Raw genomic sequence first — 22,814 nt, 5'->3', positions numbered from 1 at the left:
CCCTAAGCACCGACCGCCGGTTCGGCGGGTACCTGCCGGGCGGGATGGTAGCTGGACCAGTAGTACTGGCGGTAGAAGTTCTCGGCCAATGTCACCCACGTGTTCAACTGGTCGCGATCGGCCAGGAAACGGTGCAGATTGACGAGCAACCAGCTCCATACGGCCTGACTGTCCCGGCAGTTGTCACAGTCCCCGGTGGTGGCGCAGTACTGGACGCTGTGGTCGGTCCGGTACGCGTTGAACCTGCCGACGATCGGGTGGCCCTCGGTCAGGCGTGCGGCGTGTGCGGGGTGATCGTTGCTGATGCTGGGGCAGGTTTCGGCGCCGAAGGTACCCCAATGCGTACGGCCCGTGACCAGCGTGCGGAAGTAGTAGGGGTCTCCGATAACGGTATCGGGGTAGGTTTCGCGCATCCGGGTCATTTCCTCGATTGCCCGTTCTTCGTTGTGTAGCCGGGCAGTGGGGTCCGTGCCGTTGTCGCTGTAGTAACCGAAGTTGATCTGGTTGCCGTTTGCGGCGATGGCCTCGACGGTTCGTTCGAGGTAGGGCATCCCGGCTTCGCTGAGCGTGTAGACCCAGGTGGCCCGCGGGTCGTCGGTATAGGTGCGCAGCGCCTTGTCGAACAGGCCGCTGATCCGCCTACCGTTGACCCCGTAGCCACGCAACTCGTCGTCGACCGGTCCCCCACCCCACAGAGATACCGCGATAGCGAGATCTTCCAGCCCGTCGTAGGGAATCGGCCGCGTCCCGTTCGTCACCACCGTGACATTGCGAATCGTCTCCGCGAAGACGCGGACTCGATCCAGGACGAGGGCCGGTTCGCCGCCGATCAGGAGTGTGCTGGTGATCCTCTTGTTGTCGCGCAGATCTTCGGCGAACGCGCGAATCGTCCCCAGATCACGAATCTCGATGCTCTGCTTGTCCATATCGTGTTCGAAGAACCAGCAGCCCTTGCACCGCAGGTTACAGGCGTCGGTAATCCAGACCTCTACCGTTCTGATTCCTCGGGCTACCTCGTTCACTCGCATCAACCGTTCGGCCAAAGCCGGATCCTCTTGCGCGAGTTCGATTGCTCGGGTTAGTATGCGTTCCTTACTTGGCCTGACGTCCAGGAAAACGGGCTGAGCCACGACATCCTCCTCGGGGCGGTGCAGCAAGTTTTGCGCGCTGCTAGATGTCACCGGCTAGCCGAACATGCCGAAAACCGACGGTGCTGCCGATGTGTAGCCGAATCAACGGGATTCGGTTGTCGTTGGTAAGAGAGCGGATACGGAGCGGTCTTACGGAACTGAAATCATTAGCGCCACAAAGAATTCTAGGATAGCCCCGGCGACTGCGCGAGACCTCAGCGTTATCCTTGATATCTTTATGATATAACTGGACTGAATCAGTATTATTTCCGACGCAACAATACAAGTTGCGTAGATTTTTCACACCCACATGATGGGGGCATGGGCCGATCAGCTCGCGTAGACGTGAACGATCCACGGTGTGACCGCATCCGGCCACACCGCAGCAAACCTCAGGGCCCCAGCGGCGGCGACGGCGGAAACATCACCGGCATCGATGAGAGTGCACGATGGAAAGGCCCTGGCCGCCAATGCAGTTCCTCGGGCCGGCAGGCGAGCTGCACCTCGGGAAGCGCGTCGAGCAGCTGATCGATCGCGTTCTGGGCAACCATGTAGGCAATCGACCTGGCAGGGCAGGCATGCGGGCCCGAACCCCAGGCCAGATGCGCGTTGTTGTCGGTGTATTGGCCCGAGTGGATCGCCGGATCATTGTTGCAGGCCGACATGCCGATGAGGACCGGCTGATCGGCGGGTAGCCACACACCATCGAGCATGATCGGCTGCCTCGGGTAGCTGAGACAATAATTCGCCATCGGCGGGTCGGTGTACAGCAGCTCGTTGAGCGCATCCCGGGTCGTCGGCGCCACACCGGATGACGATGTGCCGGTGAACCGCGGGTCGGTAATCATGAGAAGCAGGGTGTTGACCGTCAGGTTGGTCAGCGGCTCGATACCCGCCCCGTACAGCACAGCCAACTGGTGCACCATCTCCGAGTCCTGTAGCTGCGCCGGGTGGGCCAGCAGACGAGAGGTGACATCCCGGCCGGGTTCGGCGCGCTTGAGTGCGACCAGCTCCAGGAGCGCTTCGTTGATCTGGGCATCCGCTTCGGTGGCGGCGGCACCGCCTTCGAACATCGCGGCCATACCGGTAGCGATGTACTGCCCGAGATCCAGCGGGCACCCCAGCATGGCGTTGAGCACTTGAAAGGTCAGCGGGAAGGCGTACTGACCGATGAGTTCGGCTTTGCCGTCCATACAGAAGTCGTTGATCAAGGGGGTGGCAACCCCTTCGACATTCTGATGCATGGAGAACAGGTCGACCCCGTCGAGAGCCGCCGTGATCGCCTGCCGGTACCGGGTATGTTCCCGTCCGGTACTGCGCATCACGTTGGGCCGCCACGCCATCATGGGCATGAGTGGATGGTCGGCAGGGACGGACTTCTCCCACGAGCGCGCATCGGCCGGGAAATGCTCGGGGTCATTGAAGATCCGGATTGCGGTGTGATAGCCGATCACCAAGGTGGCCGGAATACCGGGAGCCAGCTCCACCGGCGCGAGAGTTTCGTGCCTACGACGCATCTGGCCGAACGAGCGATGCGGATCGGCGGCGTACTCCTCGGTGTACAGGGCAACGCGGGGCGGCGTACCGGTCCGAGCGGGGGCGGAGTACGGGCAGCCGACAGTGCCGGTTTCGGTCGACGGTAGGGACTTTGCCAATGCCTTGGAACTCCAATGAAAGCAACAACAACAGATCAGAAGTTGTCTCAGTTGGGACATCTCCTGTGTCGGAACAGTATTGGTGTAGGCCATAGACCGCAAGCGGGCGGGTAGTGCGATCGGCCACTGCGCACCGCACGACACTCGATGGCCCGCGTCGCCGTGCCCCGGCCGGACGCGCCCAGCGGTTCAGAAACCTCGCAGGCGGTCGGGAATCACTCGGATGGGCACCGAATACTCGGCGCGGAACTGTTCGGCCGTCGTCGACAGGCCCGCCAGCCCATCCCGGTACTTCTCGAGATAGACCGCGACCTCGTCCGGGTCGGTGACCGGTTCGAGCCGGGCGGAACCGCCGAACACCACGATATCGCCACCGGATCCGGTGCTGTTGAAGTGCAGCGCCACTCGGGGGTTGCGGGCGATATTACGAAGTTTGGGGCGGTCGGGCCGGCTGAAGATGAGGAAGGATCCCGCCCGCCAGAGGAACCAGACCGGGTTCGGCTGCGGCGTACCGGTGGGGCCGACGGTGCTCAACCAGATGATCTCTTCACGCTCCAGGCGCGCGGCGACTCGTCCGCCGAACTCCGTTGCGGGGTCGAATAATTCGTTGACCTGCGGTGTTTCCATGGGTCGACCTCCAGATCGTCGCTGACTTCGCCGGAACAACACCCTCGCCCGCTCACCGCTTCCCCGCAAGAGCGGCGACCGCGGCAAAACCGTAAGTATTCGATAACAGGCTATTTTATAGGTCTATTTTCCGTTGAAAATCGCCAGCGGCCGCCGCGCCGTTCACCACCAGCCCAGCAGCGGATGCAGCGCGCGTCCGAGCGGACCGGCCAGAGAGCGGGAGAAGCTGGCGCTCAGATGGTGTTCGTCGTGGTAGACGAGAATATTTCCCACTACGACCGGGCACAGCTCGTCCGTGCAGACGGCGTCACTGAGATCGATGGGGAAGACATTCGGAAAATACGACGCCGGTTCGAAGCCCGGATTGATCTCGTCCAGCGCGTCGATACGGTGCATCCCGCAACCGGCCGCGGTGCCGCCGAAAGCGAGGCAGTCGCCGGCCCGATACGGGACGCCGCCGTCGCGGCGCAGCCACGGGGTATCACGGATCGTGATCACATTCAGGTCCTGATCGGCCAGCGCCGCCCAGACGTCGGGATAACCGGGCGGCGTTTCGTCACCACTTTCCAGACGCGGATGGGTGCCGATGGTGAACACCCAGTCCGGGCGTTCGGTTCCCAGCCGATCGATGACGTCGCGGGACCAGTCGCGGCAGTCCGGGATGGCCTCGCCGTTGTAGGTGGCGTCTTCCGCGAGTGTCAGGGCGCAGCCCATCTTGAGATAGGTCCGGATACGGAAATTGTGCTGTTCGGCGAGGACTTGCAGGGCGGGCAACCAGTGCTCCACATGCGAGCTTCCCGCCATGGCCAGCGTTCGCTCCGCGTCCGGGTCGCCGTAGGTACACGTCACGACCTCGCGGGTGTCCCAATCGGCGATACAGCCGTCGACCGTCGTGGGCGGCAGATCCGCCGAGACCTCCAACGGGCTCGGGCGCACCCGGGCCTCCGGAACAGGAGCACCGGAGGCGAGCGCTTCTGCACCGGGGTAACGGACGGGGTCGAGAGCACTGGGCACGCTCGCCTGCTCCACGACCAGGACCTGCCAGGCGACTGTGACCGCGACCATCACGACAGCTACCGCCGACACCACCACACCGGCCACCCGCCGGTACCGCGGCGACCCGCCACCCGCCGTGAGCCCGGCCCCGGAGCGCAGCCGGAGCGGCTGTTCGACCCAGCGATGCGTGCACCAGGCGAGCACCACCGACAACGCCACGATCGCGACCCCGCCGGCGAGCCCGGCCCGCGGCTGGTCGCGGTAGGCGAGATAGAAGATCAGGATCGGCCAGTGCCACAAGTACAGGGGGTAGGCGATATCACCCAGCTTGCGCGCCAACGGGGTGGCCAGGATCCGGTTCGGCCACGGCCGGTCCTCCGGAGCGAGACCGGTGCCGGACAGGATGAGCGCCAGACAGGCGCCGACAGGCAGCAGGGCCGCCGGCCCCGGAAATCGATTTGCGCCGTCGACGATCAGCCATCCGCACCCGACGACCCCGACCAGACCCGACCAGGCAAGGACATGCCGGACAGGTCGCGCAGGTGCCCGGATGGATGCGGCGAGTACCAGGCCCGCGCCGGCCAGCAGCTCCCATGCCCGGGCGAAACTGTCGTAGTAGTTCCAGCCCTGATAAGTGGCCGTGCCATACGCCGCATACACGAACGAAGCGGCCGCGGCCACGGTGACGACAACCCCCAGTACGGCCCGTAACCACCCCTGACGTCCCAGGTACCGGCACAGCGCGGTCACCACCGCGACAACGAGCAGCGCCGCCAGGTAGTACTGCCCCTGCACCGACATCGACCACAGATGTTGCAGCGGGCTCACCGACGGGTCCGCGGCCAGATAGTCCGACCACGTCCATGCGAGCTGCCAGTTCTGGTAGTAGAACAGCGACGCCAGCGTCTGTACGGTGATATCCGTCCATTGCGTATAGGGACGCAACACCACGGCAGCGCCGAGGACCGCGACGAGCACCACCACGAGCGCCGGCAGCAGACGCCGCAAGGTCCGGCGCACCGTGGACCACACCCCTACCGACCCGGCACTGCCGGCCCGGCGCAGGAGCAAACCGGTGAAGAAGAACCCGGACAACACCAGGAAGACGTCCACCCCGCCGGATACCCGGCCCATCCAGATGTGGAACACCACCACCAGCGCGATCGCCACTCCGCGCAAACCGTCCAGATCAGCGCGGTAGGTGGTGCTCGCCGCCGACTGCGCCCCGGGCCGGGACTCGGCCGGATCGGCTACATCGCCGGCCACCGCCCCCGGCCCCACGGGCGTCCCGGCCGTCCGAGGCGCGGGGCCGGGTGAATGCGACGCAGCCATGACCAACCGTTCTGTTACCACTGTGAAGCCGATCGGCCCGGTCCGGCAGCTCGGCCCCGACTCGGCGGCGGCCGAGCTCCACCGGCCTCCTGCCGTGCGCCCTCCCTGTCTTGCCTGTACTCCACTGTATCGGACACCGATCACCGGATTCGCACCCCGCGCAGGTCTCAGCGGCCCGCGCAGGTCCCGCTGATCTGGACGGGCGATCTCGACGCGTAGGTCGCCGGCATCCGCTGCCACTGCCCGGCCGACAGCGTCTCGACCGGGCAGTCTCGACCGGGAAGCGGCCCGGCAGCCACCATGGAGTTCGACGACGACCGTTCCGGAAGGGGCGGGCGGGGTTTGTCGGTGGGTACACCGATGCGGTAAACAGGTCGGGTTTTCATAAGCATGGGTAAGGGTTTTTCGTGGTCGACACGCTGGCAAGAACGGACGCACACACAACACAGGCATCGCCACCGGCAGCCCGCCCGTACAATCACACCGCCGATTTCGTGCGGGTTGCTCTGTTCACCCTGGTGGTCGCCGCACACACCCACGGCACCACTCCCGATGTCGCCGGCGGCAGCGGATTGCTGGCCACTGTGGGGCACATCACTCGGTACGGGTTCGTCGCGATCACCGTTTTCGTCCTGTTCCTGGGCTATTCCGGTCGCAAAGTCTCCCCCGGCGCCTTCTGGCGGCGGCGCTTCGGGCAGGTCGTCCTGCCGTATCTGGTGTGGTCGGTTCTCTACACGGTGTTCTTGGTCTGGTGGGACGATTCCACGCCGATGCCCAGCGCCGGGGAACTGGCCCGGAATTCGGTGGGCAGCATCCTCACCGGCGACGGCCGGTATCACCTGTACTTTCTGCTCATCTCCATGCAGATCTATCTACTGTTCCCGGCACTCCAATGGCTGATCCACCGCACCGCCGGTCACCATCTGGAATTGCTCGCCGCCACCGTCACGCTGCAACTGGGCATATTCATCTTCTTCGACTGGCCCGGCGCGACCGCGGCACTCGGCTGGAATCCCTACCTGCACCTGTGGAAAGCCTTCCCGATGTACGCACTGTTCGCGGTGATCGGTGCCTTACTCGCGGTCCATTTCGAACGCGTAGACGCCTGGATCCGCGCGAATCTGCCCGTCGTCATCGGAGTGGCGATGCTCGGTTGTGCGTACGGTCTGGTGGGGCATCTGCGGGACGTGGACGCCGGTATCGACTCCACGCGCAGCTCCTCGCCGTGGAACCCTCAGTTCCTGCCGCTGTTCGTCGGCGCACTGATCCTGCTGTACCTGGTGGGTATGGCGTGGAACGATCGCCGGGGAAACGGCACCGGCCCGGTCGCGCGCATCGTCAGCTACGGCGCGCTACGCGCGTTCGGCGTCTTCGCAGTGCATCCGATGATGATCGACGTGGTCTACCGGGTACTGCCGGTGGACTGGATGCTGGATCCCATCCCGCGCTTGCGGTCGGCGATCCTCACCGTCATCGTGCTGGCCGCCAGCCTGTTGGTGGTTGAGCTGGCCCTGCGCACGCCGCTGAGCAATGCCCTTGTCGCCCGGCCACGGCAGCCCCTGCGACGCCGGAAATCGCTCCAGCGGGCGAGCTAGGACTTATCCGGTCGCGGCCCTCGCCACGCTCATGTGCCGGCGCGGGTGACCTCCTGCGGCCACACCACCACGCGCGGCGTCCAGTTCAGCGCGGCCGAATGCACGGCTGTCAGCGGGGCCGGCCACAAGAAGACGGTGTCGGCCTCGTCGTGATAGCGGCGCATGGCACGGTCGATCAGGTCACGCTGGGTTGTCGGATCGCCGGTGGCGAGAGCTCGGGTCAGCAGAGTGTCGAACCCGATGTCGGTGGTATTGCTCATCGAGAAGGTCGTGGTGTAGTAGTCCAGCCATTGATAGCCCCCCTTGTATTCGGTCGTCCAGGCGATATAGGCGAGATCGGGGGGATTCGGCCCGGCCTGGCGGTCGAACGAATCGGCTTCCGGGGTGAGGCGCAGGGTCACCCCGATCGCAGCCAGCTGCTGGGCGATCGCCTGCACCACGGTTTCGCCGGCCACATAACTGCCGGCGGGAATCGAGACCTCGAGCGATAGTCCACCGCCGTGCCCGGATTCGGCGAGCAATGCCTTGGCCTGCTCCGGATCGTAGGGATAGGCGCCGACTCCCGCGGCCGGGTCCTGGTAGGGGCCGAAGAGCACCTGGCCGGGCAGGATCGGGAAGTCCTTGCCGAATATCGACGACACGATGGCCTGCTTGTCGATGCCGTAGTTGAGCGCCCGACGCACCCGCGGGTCGGCCAGAGCGGGATGAGATTCGTTGATCGCCAATGTATGTGCGCGAGGTCCGGGCGCGAGCACCGTTCGGTGGGAGTCGGCGAACTGCGGCAGGTTCGAGGGCTCGATGGTGAGCGCGAGATCGATCTCCCCGGACTGCAGGCCCGCCACACGCGCCGCTTCGGAGGCCAGAACGGAGAACGCCACCTCCGGGAATGCCGGTGCGGGCCCGAAGTAGTGCGGGTTCAGCGACAGCTGTGCCCCGTTCTCCAAGTCGATATCGTCCAGCCGGTAGGGACCCGTGCCCCAGGCCGCGGTGTCGAGATTGTTGTTCGCCGCGAACGCGGCGGTGGTGAGGTAGATCAGGCTGAGGCGGCCGGGCAGATCGGTAGCGGGCTCGCGCAACGAGAACTGCAGGACCTCCGATTGCGGCAGGCTCACCGCGGAAACGAAGGCGCGCAGTTTCGAACCGGACTGGGTCGTGTCCGCAGGATCGAGCAGATGATCGAAGTTCCAGAGAATATCCTGGCTGGTCAGCGGGGTTCCGTCAGGGAAAGCCGCATCCTGTCGGAGTGTGAACTGCCAGGTGAGTTCGTCGACCTCGCGCCAACTGGTGGCGATTTCGGGCTGGGTACTGCCGTCGGCACCGGTGCGGGTGAGAGCGCTGTAGACCGCCCCCTGGACAGCGCGGTCGGCATCGGGCGAACCGACGCTGTACGGGTTGATCGTTTTGATGGACCGCGACAAAGAGATCCGGAGGGTGTCGCCGACAGTCGACCCCGGCCCCGGATCCGACAGCGAGCCGCAGGCAGCAACTACGGCCGGTAGCACCGCGGCGGCGGCCAGGAAGGAACGTCTCGACCAGTTCGTCATGAGGAAATGCTTTCTACGGTGGGCGCCCGGCCCGGCAGCGAAGAGCCGGGAACGGCCTCCACGAGCCGGCGCGTGTACTCGGTTTTCGGGTCGGTGAGCAGATCGGCGGTGCGGCCGGATTCGACGATGCGGCCGTCACGCATCACCACTACGGATTCGCACAGGTAGCCGACGACCGCGAGGTCGTGCGAGATGAAGAGAAGCGACAACCCGCGCCGGGTGACGAGCTCCTTCAGCAGGCGCAGAATATGGGCCTGGACGGTCACGTCGAGCGCAGAGACCGGTTCGTCGCCGATGAGTACGCGCGGATCGGTGGCGAGGGCGCGGGCGATACCCACCCGCTGTCGCTGACCGCCGGACAAGGTGCTTGTCCGGCGGTCGGTGACATCGGCCGGCAGGCCCACCTCCGGTATCAGGGTGGTGATCCGCGCGTCGGCGGCGCGGCGATCCAGGCCGTTGGCCTCCAGTGGCTCGCGCAGGCACTGGGCGACGGTCATCCGCGGATTCAGCGAACCGTAGGGGTCCTGGAAGACGTATTGCACATCCCGGCGCCACTGCGCGCGACGGGCGCGGTCCAGATCGGACCAGCTTCCGTCGCCGCCGAGTGACAGCGAACCCGACGTGGGCGTGAGCAGTCCGGCCACAATCCGAGCGAGTGTGGTTTTGCCGGAACCGGATTCGCCGACGATACCGAGCGAGCAGCCGGGACGTAGCTCCATATCCACGCTGTGCAATACCGTCCGGGTCCGGCGGCGTACCGTGCCCGCCTCCGGGAACCCGGCCGTGACGCCGCGCACTGTGACCAGTGGTTCGGCGGCTTCGGTGTCCGGCGCGGTCGCGATACCGAGACGCTGCGGCAGCGCATCCAGCAACTCCTGGGTGTAGGGATGCCCGGGAGCGGCCAGCAGCGCCGCGGTCTCGCCGTGTTCGACGATTTTCCCGCCGCGCATCACCAGCACCCGCTCGGTGGTATCGGCGACCACGCCCATGTCATGGCTCACCAGCAGTAGCGCCAGGCCCAGATCACGGCGGAGATCGGCGAGCATACCCAGCACCCGGTGCTGGGTGGTCACATCGAGCGCCGTGGTGGCCTCGTCGGCGATGAGCACCGAAGGCGACGCCGCCAGCGCCAGCGCTATCGCGACACGCTGGTTGAGGCCGCCGGAGAGTTCGTGGGGATAGGCCGCCAGGACCCGGTCCCGGTCCGGAATCTGCGCCAGATCGAGGAGTTCCCGCACTCGTGCGGGTCCGGTGCCGGCCTTCGACTTCGCTGCCCGTACCACCTCACCGACCTGGGTGGCCACAGTGAGCCGAGGATTGAGCGAGGCAGTCGGATTCTGGAAGATCACCCCGACCCGCCCGGCGATGAACCGGCGCCGCTCGGCCGCGCCGAGTTCACCGATATCGCGGCCACCCAGCCGGATGGTGCCCGTGTCCTGCTGGGTACCGGCCGGCAGCAACCCGGCTGCCGCCATGACGGTGAGCGTCTTGCCGGATCCGGATTCGCCGACGATACCTACGGATTCGCCCGGCTCGAGGGTCAGATCGATCCCGTCTACGAGTACCTGCCCGGTGCGGCGGGCCCGCACCACGAGTCCCTCGAGGGCCAGGGCAGCGGTCTCGCGCGTGGTACCGGGAACTGCGCCGGCGGTAGGTGTCATCGTGTGTTCTCCTCATTTCCGCCGAGCCGATCGGAGACGGCATCGCCCACCATCTGCAGGCAGAACACGGTGACCGCCAGCACGCCACCGGGTATGAGCGAAAGCCACGGCGCGGTGGACAGTTTCGCCTGGCCGGCCGCCACCATCTGGCCCCAGTCCGGTATGGGCGGTTGCAGGCCCAGTCCGAGATAGTTCAGGCTGGACAGCGAAACGAGCACCACCGAGGCGCTCGCCGTGGCCGAGACGACCAGGATCGGGGCTACCGCGGGCACGACATGCCGCAGGGCGATCCGGCCCGGCCGGACCCCGGCGATCCGGGCGGCATCCACGTAGGGCAGCGCGAGTGTGGCCCGCGCGGAGGCCCGGACCAGCCGGAATGTCGGAACCCAGCCGCCCAGCACCATCACAGTGACGAGGATGGCCGGCGAATTACCCGCGAAGGTCAGCAGCACGATCGCGATCACGATGGTGGGTACCGCCAGCGCGATATCGCCCAGCCTCCCGGCGACGGCGTCCACGGCGGGCCCCAGGGTGGCCGCGGCGATGGCGAGGACGACGGCGATCAGTGCGGTCAGCACGCTGCTGATCGCGGTGATGGTCAGGGCGCCGCGGCCGCCGTGCAGCACCCGGCTCAGCAGGTCCCGGCCGAGTTCGTCGGTGCCGAACGGATGGGCGGCCGACGGGGATTGCAGTACCCCGGCGAGATCGCCGGTAACCGGATCGTGGGGAGCCAGAAATGGCGCGCACAGCGTGATCAGCACGATCAGACCCAGTACAGCGGCGCAGACGAGCGCGGTGCGATCGGTCCGGCGGCGGACCGCGACAGCGGGGGCGGTCATGCGGTGATCCTCGGTTCGAGCAGCGCCGACAACACATCGGCGAGCAGATTGGCGATGACGAACCCCACGGCCAGTACCAGCACACATGCGATGACCAGCGGGTAATCCCGGTTCTGCAGTGAGTTGACGGCGAGCTGGCCCAGCCCCGGCCAGCCGAAGGTCGTCTCCACCACGACCGCGCCGCCCAGCAGATAGCCGGCCTGCACCCCGAGCAGATTGACCACGGGCGCCGCCGCGTTGGCGACGATATGGCGCAGCGCGATCCGCCGCCCGCTCAGGCCGCGCGAGCGAGCGGCACGCACATGATCGGCGTCCAGCAGTTCCAGTACCGAAACCCGGACGGTGCGTGCGATATCCGGGATGATGCTGACGGCCAGCACAACCACCGGCAGGACCAGTCCGGCCGGTGTCCGCAAACCGTTGGTGGGCAGCACTTTCAGCACAACAGCAAAGACGTAGATCAGCACGACGGCGAGGAAGAAGGTCGGCAACGCATGCGAGGCGATGGCCACCGCGGGCAACCCCCGGCGACGCCACCAGCCGGTACCGGTCGCCGCCAGATAGCCGACGAGGCCGCCGAGACCCGCGCCGATGAACAAGGCCACCGTGCCGAGCAGGACGCTGGCGCCGAGATGGTCGAGCGCCAGTGCGAACGGGTTCTCCCCGTATCGGAAGGAGTCCGGCAGGTTCCCGGTCAGGACGGAACCGACGAAGTTCGTGAACTGCACCCAGATCGGCCGGTCGAAACCGTACTCCGCGGTGACCGCCGCGACGTCGGCGTCGGTCGCATCCTGGGGCAGCATCGCCCGCGCGGGATCGGCGGAGGCGTACAAGGCGAAGAACAACAGGACGAACGCACCGATCACCGCGAACACACCGGTGATCGCCCGGTGCAGTAGGAACCGGGTGCCGGCGATTTCACGCACCCGCCACCGCCGGGGCAACGGCGCGGCGGTGTGGACGGTATCGGTCATCTCAATGCTCCAGCGGTGCGAAGCCGAGGTTCTCACGCAACGTCGAGCCTTCGTACTCGTCGCGGAACAGCCCGCGCCGCACCAGTTCCGGCACCAGCAGGGTGGTGATCGCGTGCAGTCCGCCAGGGTTGTAGAGGGGCAGGAAGTTGAACCCGTCCGCGGCGCCGGCCCGGAACCACTCCTCCATCTGGTCGGCCACCCGCTCCACCGAACCGACCGGACTCCAGTGCCCGCCCCCACGCTGCGCCACCCGGATCAGTTGCCGCACGGTGTAACCCTCGTCCACGGCGAGCCCGCGCAACAGCCGGTACCGCGATTCGACCCACGCCTGTGAGGTCTGCGGGAGCAGTTCTGCGGGGATCCGCTCGTCGAGCCCGATGGTGGAGAGATCGATCCCACCGAAAAGCTTCTCCAGCATCGGCAGCGCCGTCCGGTTGTCGATGAAATCGTCCAGTTCGTCGAGGATTCGCTGCGCCTGCGCATCGGTCTCCGCGACCACCGGCGCGATTCCGGGCAGAATCTTCACTGCGTCACGTCCGCGCCCCCGCGCCTCGGCCCGGTCACGGACGTCCTCGGCGTAGGCGTAGGCCCCTTCCAGCCCGCTGCCGGCCGTGTACACGAGTTCGGCGTGCGCGGCGGCGAGCACTTTGCCGTCGTCCGAGGCACCCGCCTGCACCAGCACCGGCCACCGCTGCGGGGACGGCGGTAGATTCAGCGGGCCCTGGGAATGCAGGAACTCACCGTGGAAATCTGCGGCACGCACCTTCTCGGTATCCACCCACACGCCATGTGCCCGATCCACGGCGAGGGCATCGCGGTCCCAGCCGTCCCACAGAGCTTTCGTCAGGCGCACGTACTCCTCGGCGCGCCGGTAGCGCAGACCGTGTTCGAGATGCGGCCGGTCGGTGAAGTTCTCCGCGCCCGAATGCGAGGTGACCACATTCCAGCCGGTGCGGCCGCCGGAGATGATATCGAGCGAATTCAATTGCCGGGCCAGATTGTACGGTTCGTAATAGGACGTGGTGAAGGTCCCGATGAGGCCGATCCGCTCGGTGGACAGCGATAACGCAGTGAGCAGGGTGAGCGGCTCCAGGTTGCGGTGGGCCTTCTTCCGGAGCTGCCGCAGATCCTGGCTCGGACTGTCGGCGGCGAACAAGAAGTGCAGTTTCGCGTCCTCCGCCAGGCGGGCGAGATCACGATAGAGAGAAACGGCGTAGATCTCCTCGGCGCGGCTGTCCGGCAGCCGCCAGCCACCTTCGTGATGGCCCGCGCCGTTGAGCAGGGTGCCGAGGATCATCCGGCGAGGAGCCGCGTTGGCAGACAAGGAAATCCACTCCGTTCTAGGTCGGGACGGCAGGGTCGGAGCCCGGCGGTTGCCGGTCGAGGGCGGCGCTGTCGCCGGGTTCAGTCCGCTGGGGTACCGGCGGTCGGGCCGGGAAGGCCGAGGTGGTCGCGCAGGGTCGAACCGGCATAGGTTTCGCGTAGCAGTCCGCGCGCCCGCAACCGGGGCACTACCGAGTCGACGAACCGGGTCAGGCTGTCGACGATCACCGGAGGCGACAGGATGAAACCGTCGGAGGCGCCGGTGGTGACCCAGCGTTCGATCTCGTCGGCGATCGCCTCGGGGGTACCCGCGAACAGGCTGTCGCGTTTGAGATGCGCGATCAGCTGCCGCACGGTGAACCCCTGCTGTTCGGCCAGGTCGCGATAGGCCGTGACACGCTGCTGGTGGGTGGTGGCGGCGCGCACCGCGAAGCGGTCGTCGGCGGGCAGACCGCCGGCGTAATCGGGTTCCTCGGCGGGGAGCGGCCCGTCGATATCGAAATCGGGGTACGGGCGGCGCCACATATCCTCGAGCCACGCCCTCGCGAACAGGGGCGATACCTTCAGGTCGGTCAGGTACGCAGCCTGCTCCACGGCTTCGGCGGCAGTATCCCCGACGACGAATCCGAATTCCGGCAGAACGAGAACGCGCGCCGGGTCGCGGCCCGCCTGGCCGGCGAGGCGGCGCAGATCGGCGCGGAAAGCTCTGGCCCGCTCGATATCACCGCCCGCATTGGTGAACACCACATCGGCGTAGCGGGCAGCGAAGGCACGCCCGTCTGCCGAGGCCCCGGCCTGGACGAGAACCGGCTCCCCCTGCCGGCTGCGGCCGAGTCCGGGTGAACCCGCATAGCTCTGGAAACGTCCCTCGTGGCGGACCGCTGCCTCGGGCGCCGCCCGCCACAGTTGCCGCACCAGATCGACGACTTCACCGGCGCGTGTGTACCGCTCGTCGTGGGCGAGGTAGTTACCGGCGGAGAAGTTCGACCCCACCGTTTCGGTGGTCACGATATTCCATGCCGCTCGACCGGCACTCAGCTGATCGAGGGTGGCCAGCTGACGGGCCAGGGTGAGCGCATCGTTGAAGGTCGTATTGAGTGTGGCCACCAACCCCAGGTGGGTGGTTGCGCGGGCCAGCGCCGCGAGAACGGTCAGATTGTCCACCCGCCCGGCGGCCAGATGTTCGTGGACCCGGCCCGCGGCACCGCGGATCCCGAGCCGTTCGGCAAGAAACAGGAAGTCCAGGCCGCCACGTTCGGCGGTGCGGGCGAAATCGAGATAGGTATCGAGTTCGAGAAACGATCGGGTGGCCGGATGGCGCCACACGACGGACTCGTTGTTACCGGGGAATATCACGCCCAGGTGGGCGACTGGCTGGTTCATCGAGAACTTTCGGCGAGATCGATCAGGCGGGTATGCGGCCGGTCGGCAGCCCGGCGGCGGCGAGCCGATGCCAGAGCTGGGCGGCCCCGCGAGTGTCGGGCAGGCTGAGCAGGATCCGGGGCGTGGCCAGATCCGCGGCGAGCCGTTCGAGTTGCGCCACGATTTCCCCGGCGGTGCCCACTACCGGAATCGCGCGGGTCGCGGCGGGGAGCACGCAATCGGCTACCTGCAGTTCACGGGCTTGCCCGGCAGTATCGGCCAGGTAGGGGCGGACCGCGATACGCAGTGGAATATCGCGCCGCCGGCCGGGGGGATTCGCGGTCCACGGCGGGGCGTCGCGCTCCGGTCGCCCGGATCTCTCCCGGAATCGGCGGGGCCCCTGTCCGGGTCGCGTGGAACTCTCATGGTGCCGGGCGTCGTGCTCGTTCAGAGATCTGCGCAGCGCCGTCGCTACAGCCGCTGCTTCGGCAGGTGATTCCGCGCGCACGATTGCCTCGTCGGCCCAGCGTGCGGCGAGGGAAACTTCCTGCGCGGTCGCGTCGACAACGGTGTACAAACCGCCGCGTGGGGGGCGCGGGGTCGGCGAGGGGCCGATGACCGGAAAGTGTTCGCCGAGCGGCTCGAGCGTATGGATCCTCGCCGCGTCCAGGAACCGCCCGGCGCGGGTGTCCCACAAGATGGCATCCGGCTCCCAGCTCGTCGCCAGTGCCCGTGTGACGGCAATATGTTCGGCGTAGCGATCATTGTTCACCGATGGGCCGCCGGGCTCGGCGCCGGGGCGGGAACGGTCGACGAGGGGGTCGTCCTCCGGCGCCACCGGATGCCAGCCGCCGCGACCGCCGGACAGGATATCCAGTGTGGCGACGGCGCGGGACACATGGAAGGGTTCGGTCGCCGGGAGGCCGATCGCCGGGATCAACCCGAGTTGCCGGGTGCGCGTGACCAATCCGCTTGCCACCAGCAGCGCATCGGGACGGACGCTGTCGATATCCGGAGCGAACCGGGAGGTGAGCGAATCGGCGACGACCAGGTAGTCGGCGCCGGCGGTGTCGAGGTGGGCGGCGGCTTCCTCGATTGCCTCGAGCACGGCCTCGTTCGTGCGGGGTCCGCGACGCCAGGCGGCCGGCCCGACGCCGAGGCCGTACACCTCAGCGGCAACCGTGAGCCGCGCCCGGGCATCCGGGCGCGGCGATCTGCACTCTTCGGGCATTGCGAACTCTCTTCTGCTGCACGGCATGCCGATCGGCGCCGGGGCACCCGCGGAATGGATACCTGCCGTGGTCACGGCAAATCCGCGGCACACCATCAAACCTGGACGATTGATGGGATGTTTACCGATCAAGGACTCTAGATACGCACAAACTTGCAGTACAGAATTAGCCTCGCCGAGATTTCAATGGCGTCCGCAGGCCCGTGGGCCCGGCTCGGACACGGAGGGCATCGACTCGGCAACAACCCCGCGAGCGCTGCTACGATCCGGCTGTGCCGTCGTCGGCCGAGCCACGCCGACCACCCTGCGGTGAGAATTCCGGCGGCAAACCCCCGAGGTGGAGACTGTTCGATGACTGCTCGTGCTGAAGTGTTCACTACCGCCGAGGAACTGGCGCAGTCGATTGCGGCGGGCGAACCGGTGACGCTGCTCGATGTCCGCTGGCGGCTCGACCGGCCGGACGGCCGAAACGACTATCGCGCCGGTCACCTCCCGGGCGCCGTCTACGTCGACCTCGAGAACGAACTGTCCGATCACTCGGCGACCGGACGCGGCCGGCACCCACTGCCCGGCGGTGCGGCTCTGCAACGCAATCTGCGGGCGTGGGGTGTGCGCAGCGGCACCCCGGTCGTTATCTACGACGACTGGAACCGCGCCGGTTCGGCGCGCGCCTGGTGGGTGCTCACCGCCGCCGGGCTGCATGATGTCCGCATCCTGGACGGGGGCCTCGCCGCCTGGCAGGAAGCGGCCGGTTCCCTCGACACCGGCCAGGTCACCCCGGACACCGGCGATATCACCGTGACCCACGACGATCTCTACACTGGCGCACGACAGGTCGCCACCGCCGCGGAGCTGGGCGATATCGCCGCCCGGGGGAGCCTGATCGATGCCCGGGCGCCCGAACGCTACCGGGGTGAGAACGAACCGGTCGATCCCGTGGCCGGCCATATTCCCGGCGCGATCAACGTCCCCTCGACGACCCTGCTCGACGCGTCCGGCCGGTTCCGGCCGGACGCCGAGGTCCGCGCGGTGTTTCCCGGGCCGGGGGCCGGCCCCCCACCGGTCGTCTACTGCGGTTCCGGCGTCACGGCGGCCGTCGCTGTTGCCGCATTGGCTGCCGCGGGTCGCGAAGCCTCCCTGTTCCCGGGTTCGTGGTCGCAGTGGAGTGCGGACCCGTCCAATCCGGTCGAGGTCGGCGAAGCAGTGGAGCCCGGGACCGCAGCGCAATAGCTTTCCCGGTGGGCGACCGGGGCCGGGACGGAACCGGTGCGGCAACCGCAGGATTCGCCCGTATCCAGTTCGACCCGCGCCACGGCGGCCTCCGCACGCTGTCCCGGCTCGGCCGCGTCGCCGAGCAATCGGTCCAACGCAGTACGGGTGATCGCGCCGATCGGCTGCCGCACCGAGGTGAGGATTATCTGCCCGAAATTACCGGCGGTATCGGCGTCGAAACCGACCACCCGGATATCGCGGGGTATCCGTAATCCGGCGTCGGTGACCGCGCGCACCGTGGCGGCGGACTGCCCGCCCGTACCGATCACCATTGCACCGGGCGGCCGCACGCCGTCCCGGAGGAACGCGCTCACCGCGGCGTAGGCCCCTTCGGCCGTCAGATCCGTGCGGATCACCTCGTGGTGTGCACCGGCGACCTCGGCGAAGCCCGCGTACCGCTGGGCCACGGTTTCCCGGTCGCCGTGGCGCACGTCGCCATCGGTGAAACCTCCCACGAAGACGAGGTTTTCGCATGCGTGCGTCGCTACCAGGTGGCGAGCCGCGAGCCGGCCGGCGGCGCGGTGGTCGGCGCCGACGATCGGCGAGTCGCTCGTGCCCCGGCTGTTGTGCACCCAGACCGCGGGGACGCGCGCCTGCTCGCAGATCGCGGCCGTGCCGGGGGCGTCGACCGCGCCGACGACCAGCAGGCCGTCGATTCCGATATCGATGAAGGCAGCGGCGAACTCCCGCTCCCGTTCGGGATCGAAGCCGGTGTTGCCGATCATGGTGAGGTGATTGCGTGCCCGTGCCTCGATTTCGATCCGGCCGGCGAAGGCACCGAACAGCGGCATGGTCATATCGGGGACGAGCAAACCGATCTGGCGCCAGCGGCGCGGCCGGCGCAGGGCCTGGGCGTTGCGGTCGGGCCGGTAGTTCAGTTCGTCGGCCGCGGCGACGACTTTGGCACGTAGCCGGTCCGAGACCGGGCGCGGCCCGTTGTTCATCACATAGCTGACCACGGCTGTCGAGGTGCCGGCGTGCCGGGCGACATCGGCGAGGGTGGGGCGTTTGACTCTCACGATCGATCCAGTCTGGTCGTCGGGGACTCCGGTGCCGGAGGGTTTGATTCGCCCCGATTCTTACACTGTGCGCGCTACCGCAATCTCCCTACGCTAATCGATTAGACCCGTTCCGAGCAGGACCCACGGGTGCAATGAGCGAAGGGTGAAGTAGCGGGCATGGCATACACACGACAGACGGGCGTCACCTGGTGCGACCCCGAGAACGCCTACGACAGTTACGTTCTCTTCACCGGCGCCGACGCGGTCACCCGGCTGATCGACCTCAACGGGACCGTGCTGCACGAGTGGCCCTTCGCGGGCGTGCCGCCGCGCCTCATCGATCCCGCCCTCAACGGCGGGCGGCTCGGCGACGTCGGAGTCCAGCTGTCCGACAGTGGCGACGCGCGCGGCGGGATCTACGCCAACGGGACGGTGGGCCAGCTCAGCTGGTCCGGTGAACGTGTCTGGGAATGGGGGCATCAGGCCCCCGGCGGCGCGGCACGGCAGAACCACGACTGGGAGCTGCTACCGAACGGCCATCGGCTGCTGCTGGTCACCGTACCGCGGGTTGTCCCGGACCTGGCCGAGGCGACCGTGGGCGATCAGGGACTGGTCGAAGTGGACGCCCACGGTGCGATCGTCTGGCAGTGGCTGGCCGGCGACCACCTCGACGAGCTGGGTTTCTCCGCGGCGGGCCGCTCTGCGCTGCGGGAGACGGCGGCACGCGATCCCGAGGACCCGTGGGGGTATCTGGAGATGAACAGCGCGAAAACCCTCGGCCCCAACCGCTGGTACGACCGGGATCCGGAGGGCGTGTTCCATCCCGACAATATTCTCGTCAGTTTCCGCAAGGCCAATATCGTCGCACTGATCGACAAAACCTCGGGCGGTATCGTCTGGAAACTCGGCCCCTATTTCGAGGCGCTCGCCGGGGCCCAGCATCAGCGGATCAATGTCCGCAAGGTGCCGCGGCCACTGGATCAGATATCCGGCCAGCACAATCCGCACATGACCGCCGCGGGCCTGCCCGGCGCGGGCAATATCCTCGTCTTCGACAACCAGGGTGGTGCGGGGTATCCACCGGCGGCGCTCGGGATATACGCGGGGTCGCGGATCCTGGAAATCGACCCGGCCACCGAGCAGATCGTCTGGCAGTACACCGCCGAGGATTCCGGCCGGCCGTCCTGGACGTTCTTCAGCTCCTTCGTCAGCAACGCGCAGCGACTGCCCAACGGCAACACCCTGATCACCGAGGGTATGCAGGGACGACTCTTCCAGGTCACCGCCGCCGGAGACGTGGTCTGGGAATACCACAGTCCCTACGAGGGCTACGGCGTCGCAGGTGAGCCCGAGGTCCGCGAGCCCCGGGTGCCGGGGGTGGACCGGCTCACGCTGACACCGCTGGTCTACCGGGCGCAGTCGGTGCCCTTCGGCTGGGTTCCGGCGGGCACGCCGCGCGACCCGGCACGCCCCGTCGGCACGGCACCGAATCCGTAGATCCTTGTCCGGCTCATCACCCCAGGAAGGTTCGCCGACGTGAGCACCAGCGTACGAGCCACGATCACCGGGACCGCACCCTCGTCCACCGCCGGGCCGGACCCGGCCCCGCGGAACACGGGGCGCGCGGTCCCGCGCTGGATCGCGCGCTTGCGGGCCCTCGGCTGGACCGGGGCCGGGCTCGCCCTGGCCGCGATGGTCTGGAGCCTGGTCGTGGCGAGTGGCCGGTTCCCGCGCGAACTCTTTCCCAGCGTGCCGGAGATATTCCGGGCCGGATACAACCTGGCGGCCGAGGGCCTGCTCGCCGAAGATATCGTCGCGAGCCTGCGGCGGGCGTTCGCGGGATTCGGCCTCGGGGCCGTCGCCGGGATCGCCGCCGCGGTGGTCACCGCGAATACCGCGGCGGGGCGCAATCTCCTGCAACCGGTCCTGCGGCTGCTGTCGCCGATCCCGACCATCGGGCTCGTGCCGCTGGCAATCCTGTGGTTCGGGCTGGGTGAGAGCAGCAAAACCCTTGTCATCGCCCTCGGGGTCTTCGTTCCTGTCTGGATCAACAGCCATGCGGGACTGGCGAGTACACCGGCCGACTATCTGCGGGCCGCGCGCTGCCTCGGTGCCGGACGATGGCAGACCCTCACCCGCATCGTGCTACCCGAAGCGACGCCCGATATCGTCTCCGGCCTCCGGGTGGGCGCGGCCATGGCCTTCGTGCTCATCGTCGTCGCCGAAATGACCGGTACCACTGCCGGTCTCGGCTACCGGATCTATCAGGCGCAATTGTTCTCCCAGGCCGACCGGCTCATCGCCTGCCTGATCGTACTGGGGATCATCGGCGCGCTGTGCGACCTCGTGATCGCGACCGGCACGGCGCCGGTCACCCGCTGGGCCCGCAAGGAGCAATGAGATGCCACTCGAAATCAACGACCTCGTAGTGCGATTCCCCGGGCAGTCGCTGCCGACGCTGGACCGGATCGACCTGACGATTCCGGACGGCTCCTTCTCCGTCCTCGTCGGCGCCTCCGGCAGCGGGAAATCGACGCTGTTGCACTGCCTGGCCGGGCTCATCGCCCCCACCGCGGGCACGATCACCGATAACGGTGAACCGGTCGTCGCACCGGATCCGCGCCGCGGGATGGCCTTCCAGCGCGACGTCCTGTTCCCGTGGATGAGTGTCGCCGACAATATCGAGTTCGCGCTACGGGCCCGTGGTGTGCCGGCACGCCTTCGGCGTAGCCGCGTCCCGGAACTCCTCGAACTCGTCGAACTCGCCACGGATGTGGGACGCCGGCGCCCCGATGAACTCTCCGGCGGGATGCGGCAGCGGGTGAGCATTGCGCGTGTGCTTGCGGGCGAGCCCACCGTGATGCTGATGGACGAACCCTTCGCGGCCCTCGATGCGCTGACCCGCCTGAAGATGCAGGACCTGCTCATCGATCTGTGGACCCGGTTGCACCGGACGGTCGTCTTCGTCACCCACGATATCGACGAGGCGATCCGGCTCGCCGATACGGTCAGTGTCCTTCGCGACGGCCGCATCGCCGACCGGATCACCAATCCTCTCGGCCGCCCGCGTCCCGCGGACGCCCTCGCGGACCAGTCCGGTTACAGCGAGATCCGGAAATCGCTCCATCACGAACTCGGTATCGACCATGCAGTACCCGCGCACCACCTCTGAAGCAGAAAGTCGCACGACTGTGAAAATTCGTCTCCGGCGGTTGCTGTCCGCCTCACTAGCAGCCGCCACCCTGACTCTGTCCGTCGTCGCCTGCGGTGACACCGGCAACGACTCCGACACACTGACTGTCGGTTTCGTCGTCGACCCGTCCTGGGCGCAGATCCCCGTCGCCGCCGAGGGGGGCCATTTCACCAGGCACGGTGTGGATGTGGAAGTGGTGAACTTCCCGTCCGGAATCGAGGCTCTACAGGCAGTCGCCGCGGGGCAGGTCGATGTCGCGACGGCCGCCGATGTACCCACCTCCGCCGTCCTCACCCGGTCACCGTCACTGCGCGTGGTCGGCGACGGCTCGCGCTGGGAGGGCTCGCGGATCGTCGCCCGCCGCAGCGCCGGAATCGCGAGCATCGACGATCTCGCCGGGAAATCGATCGGCACCCCCATCGGCACGAGTGCGGCGTATTTCGCCGTCGATGCCCTGTCGGAGAACGCGATCCAGGCGAACCTCGTGCAGGTCGCGCCGTCGGCGACGGTCACCGCGGCCACCCAGCGCAATGTCGACGCGGTCTCGATCTTCCAGCCCTACCAGGCACAGGTGATCCAGGCCCTGGGCGAGGATGCGGTCGAGCTCGCGGGCGGCGGCTACAGCCAGCACAGCCTGTACCTCGCCACGCAGGCGGCGATCGATTCGAAGGGCCCCGCGCTCACGGCATTCTTCGCGGCGCTGAGGGACGCTGGAAGCGATCTGGCGCAACTGTCCGATCCCGCCGTGGCCGCCGTCGCCACGGCCACGCAGCTCGACCCGGAGCTCCTGCGCACGGTCCTGCCACAGTTCGATTTCACCCTGCAACTACAACCGGACCTCGCAGCGAAATTGACCGAACTCGCCGAATGGGCCAGAACACAAGGATCCCTCCAGGACTCGACTGTGCTCCCCGAATACGCCGCCTTGCTCAACGCTCATTTCCTGACGCCGGCCGGTTGACCGAACTCGCAATCCGGCCACGGTACGCGGTTGCGTGAGCCGCGTGAGTCCCGGAACCCGGGCAGGCGACCATCGCCCGCCGGTCCGGGTACTCCTGTCATCCCGCAGGCCACGACGC

Annotated in this window: 17 protein-coding genes and 1 pseudogene; 6 read left to right on the top strand and 12 right to left on the bottom strand. The window is 67.4% G+C overall.

The window, feature by feature from the left end; translation table 11 throughout:
- Positions 1 to 2: 2 nt before the first annotated feature.
- The 4 genes from NS6_RS09640 to NS6_RS09625 all read right to left on the bottom strand — a co-directional run bounded on the left by NS6_RS09640 (position 3) and on the right by NS6_RS09625 (position 5,740).
- Positions 3 to 1,130 (bottom strand): radical SAM protein, encoded by a 1,128-nt coding sequence (locus NS6_RS09640; RefSeq protein ID WP_068040526.1) that lies wholly within the window; start codon positions 1,128 to 1,130, stop codon positions 3 to 5.
- A gap of 392 nt (positions 1,131 to 1,522) precedes the next feature.
- Positions 1,523 to 2,785, bottom strand: coding sequence for a cytochrome P450 family protein (locus tag NS6_RS09635; protein ID WP_068039776.1), 1,263 nt, complete (start codon positions 2,783 to 2,785; stop codon positions 1,523 to 1,525).
- Positions 2,786 to 2,974: 189 nt separating this feature from the next.
- The gene (locus NS6_RS09630) at positions 2,975 to 3,412 is read right to left on the bottom strand and encodes a TIGR03667 family PPOX class F420-dependent oxidoreductase (RefSeq protein ID WP_068039772.1); all 438 of its coding nucleotides are present in this window, start codon (positions 3,410 to 3,412) and stop codon (positions 2,975 to 2,977) included.
- A gap of 162 nt (positions 3,413 to 3,574) precedes the next feature.
- Positions 3,575 to 5,740: an acyltransferase family protein gene (locus NS6_RS09625; RefSeq protein ID WP_084470897.1), complete on the bottom strand. Its 2,166-nt coding sequence runs from the start codon at positions 5,738 to 5,740 to the stop codon at positions 3,575 to 3,577.
- A 494-nt stretch (positions 5,741 to 6,234) separates the two neighbouring features.
- Here NS6_RS09625 and NS6_RS09620 point away from each other — a divergent pair, with 494 nt between their 5' ends.
- Entirely contained in the window at positions 6,235 to 7,335 is a 1,101-nt protein-coding gene (locus NS6_RS09620; protein ID WP_168443417.1) for an acyltransferase, read from the top strand.
- Positions 7,336 to 7,364: 29 nt separating this feature from the next.
- Here NS6_RS09620 and NS6_RS09615 read toward each other — a convergent pair whose 3' ends face one another.
- From NS6_RS09615 to NS6_RS09585, 7 genes are all read right to left on the bottom strand, one after another.
- A complete protein-coding gene (locus tag NS6_RS09615; protein WP_068039765.1) occupies positions 7,365 to 8,879 on the bottom strand; it encodes an ABC transporter substrate-binding protein in 1,515 nt (504 codons plus the stop codon).
- The gene (gene nikE, locus NS6_RS09610; RefSeq protein WP_068039763.1) at positions 8,876 to 10,540 is read right to left on the bottom strand and encodes a nickel ABC transporter ATP-binding protein NikE; all 1,665 of its coding nucleotides are present in this window, start codon (positions 10,538 to 10,540) and stop codon (positions 8,876 to 8,878) included. The genes NS6_RS09615 and nikE overlap by 4 nt, the downstream gene beginning before the upstream one ends.
- Positions 10,537 to 11,379 (bottom strand): ABC transporter permease, encoded by an 843-nt coding sequence (locus tag NS6_RS09605; RefSeq protein WP_068039761.1) that lies wholly within the window; start codon positions 11,377 to 11,379, stop codon positions 10,537 to 10,539. The genes nikE and NS6_RS09605 overlap by 4 nt, the downstream gene beginning before the upstream one ends.
- Positions 11,376 to 12,353 (bottom strand): ABC transporter permease, encoded by a 978-nt coding sequence (locus NS6_RS09600; protein ID WP_084470895.1) that lies wholly within the window; start codon positions 12,351 to 12,353, stop codon positions 11,376 to 11,378. The genes NS6_RS09605 and NS6_RS09600 overlap by 4 nt, the downstream gene beginning before the upstream one ends.
- Position 12,354: 1 nt before the next feature.
- Positions 12,355 to 13,677, bottom strand: coding sequence for an NtaA/DmoA family FMN-dependent monooxygenase (locus tag NS6_RS09595; RefSeq protein WP_157112682.1), 1,323 nt, complete (start codon positions 13,675 to 13,677; stop codon positions 12,355 to 12,357).
- A gap of 80 nt (positions 13,678 to 13,757) precedes the next feature.
- On the bottom strand, positions 13,758 to 15,059 hold the full coding sequence (locus tag NS6_RS09590) for an NtaA/DmoA family FMN-dependent monooxygenase (RefSeq protein ID WP_068039758.1): 1,302 nt from the start codon (positions 15,057 to 15,059) through the stop codon (positions 13,758 to 13,760).
- A gap of 22 nt (positions 15,060 to 15,081) precedes the next feature.
- The gene (locus NS6_RS09585) at positions 15,082 to 16,269 is read right to left on the bottom strand and encodes an LLM class flavin-dependent oxidoreductase (protein ID WP_068039755.1); all 1,188 of its coding nucleotides are present in this window, start codon (positions 16,267 to 16,269) and stop codon (positions 15,082 to 15,084) included.
- 351 nt (positions 16,270 to 16,620) lie between these two features.
- Between NS6_RS09585 and NS6_RS09580 the strand changes: the two genes are divergently transcribed.
- Positions 16,621 to 17,499: a sulfurtransferase gene (locus NS6_RS09580; RefSeq protein WP_068039752.1), complete on the top strand. Its 879-nt coding sequence runs from the start codon at positions 16,621 to 16,623 to the stop codon at positions 17,497 to 17,499.
- 59 nt (positions 17,500 to 17,558) lie between these two features.
- Here the strand turns inward: NS6_RS09580 and NS6_RS33795 are convergent.
- Positions 17,559 to 18,560: pseudogene (locus NS6_RS33795) on the bottom strand (LacI family DNA-binding transcriptional regulator); the annotation flags it as partial.
- 159 nt (positions 18,561 to 18,719) lie between these two features.
- Here NS6_RS33795 and NS6_RS09575 point away from each other — a divergent pair.
- The 4 genes from NS6_RS09575 to NS6_RS09560 are packed head-to-tail and all read left to right on the top strand — an operon-like array spanning position 18,720 to position 22,696.
- Positions 18,720 to 20,039 carry an aryl-sulfate sulfotransferase gene (locus NS6_RS09575; RefSeq protein WP_068039750.1) on the top strand — a complete coding sequence of 440 codons (1,320 nt, stop codon included), beginning with the start codon at positions 18,720 to 18,722 and terminating at the stop codon, positions 20,037 to 20,039.
- Between the two features lie 39 nt (positions 20,040 to 20,078).
- Positions 20,079 to 20,942: an ABC transporter permease gene (locus NS6_RS09570; RefSeq protein WP_068039748.1), complete on the top strand. Its 864-nt coding sequence runs from the start codon at positions 20,079 to 20,081 to the stop codon at positions 20,940 to 20,942.
- Between the two features lies 1 nt (position 20,943).
- Entirely contained in the window at positions 20,944 to 21,714 is a 771-nt protein-coding gene (locus NS6_RS09565; RefSeq protein WP_068039746.1) for an ABC transporter ATP-binding protein, read from the top strand.
- A gap of 19 nt (positions 21,715 to 21,733) precedes the next feature.
- Positions 21,734 to 22,696: an ABC transporter substrate-binding protein gene (locus tag NS6_RS09560; RefSeq protein ID WP_068040522.1), complete on the top strand. Its 963-nt coding sequence runs from the start codon at positions 21,734 to 21,736 to the stop codon at positions 22,694 to 22,696.
- The last annotated feature ends 118 nt before the right edge of the window (positions 22,697 to 22,814 follow it).

The organism is Nocardia speluncae NBRC 108251 (genome assembly GCF_001613245.1).
Lineage (GTDB): Bacteria > Actinomycetota > Actinomycetes > Mycobacteriales > Mycobacteriaceae > Nocardia > Nocardia speluncae.
The sequence above is the reverse complement of the archived record's forward strand: the minus strand, read 5'-3'. Positions and strand labels throughout refer to the sequence as shown.

Bases quoted from the DNA above. Each gene is read 5' to 3' on its own strand.
- NS6_RS09630 (WP_068039772.1), bottom strand. From the start codon at position 3,412: ATGGAAACACCGCAGGTCAACGAATTATTCGACCCCGCAACGGAGTTC.
- NS6_RS09625 (WP_084470897.1), bottom strand. From the start codon at position 5,740: ATGGCTGCGTCGCATTCACCCGGCCCCGCGCCTCGGACGGCCGGGACG.
- NS6_RS09615 (WP_068039765.1), bottom strand. From the start codon at position 8,879: ATGACGAACTGGTCGAGACGTTCCTTCCTGGCCGCCGCCGCGGTGCTA.
- nikE (WP_068039763.1), bottom strand. From the start codon at position 10,540: ATGACACCTACCGCCGGCGCAGTTCCCGGTACCACGCGCGAGACCGCT.
- NS6_RS09605 (WP_068039761.1), bottom strand. From the start codon at position 11,379: ATGACCGCCCCCGCTGTCGCGGTCCGCCGCCGGACCGATCGCACCGCG.
- NS6_RS09600 (WP_084470895.1), bottom strand. From the start codon at position 12,353: ATGACCGATACCGTCCACACCGCCGCGCCGTTGCCCCGGCGGTGGCGG.
- NS6_RS09590 (WP_068039758.1), bottom strand. From the start codon at position 15,059: ATGAACCAGCCAGTCGCCCACCTGGGCGTGATATTCCCCGGTAACAAC.
- NS6_RS09585 (WP_068039755.1), bottom strand. From the start codon at position 16,269: ATGCCCGAAGAGTGCAGATCGCCGCGCCCGGATGCCCGGGCGCGGCTC.
- NS6_RS09580 (WP_068039752.1), top strand. From the start codon at position 16,621: ATGACTGCTCGTGCTGAAGTGTTCACTACCGCCGAGGAACTGGCGCAG.
- NS6_RS09575 (WP_068039750.1), top strand. From the start codon at position 18,720: ATGGCATACACACGACAGACGGGCGTCACCTGGTGCGACCCCGAGAAC.
- NS6_RS09565 (WP_068039746.1), top strand. From the start codon at position 20,944: ATGCCACTCGAAATCAACGACCTCGTAGTGCGATTCCCCGGGCAGTCG.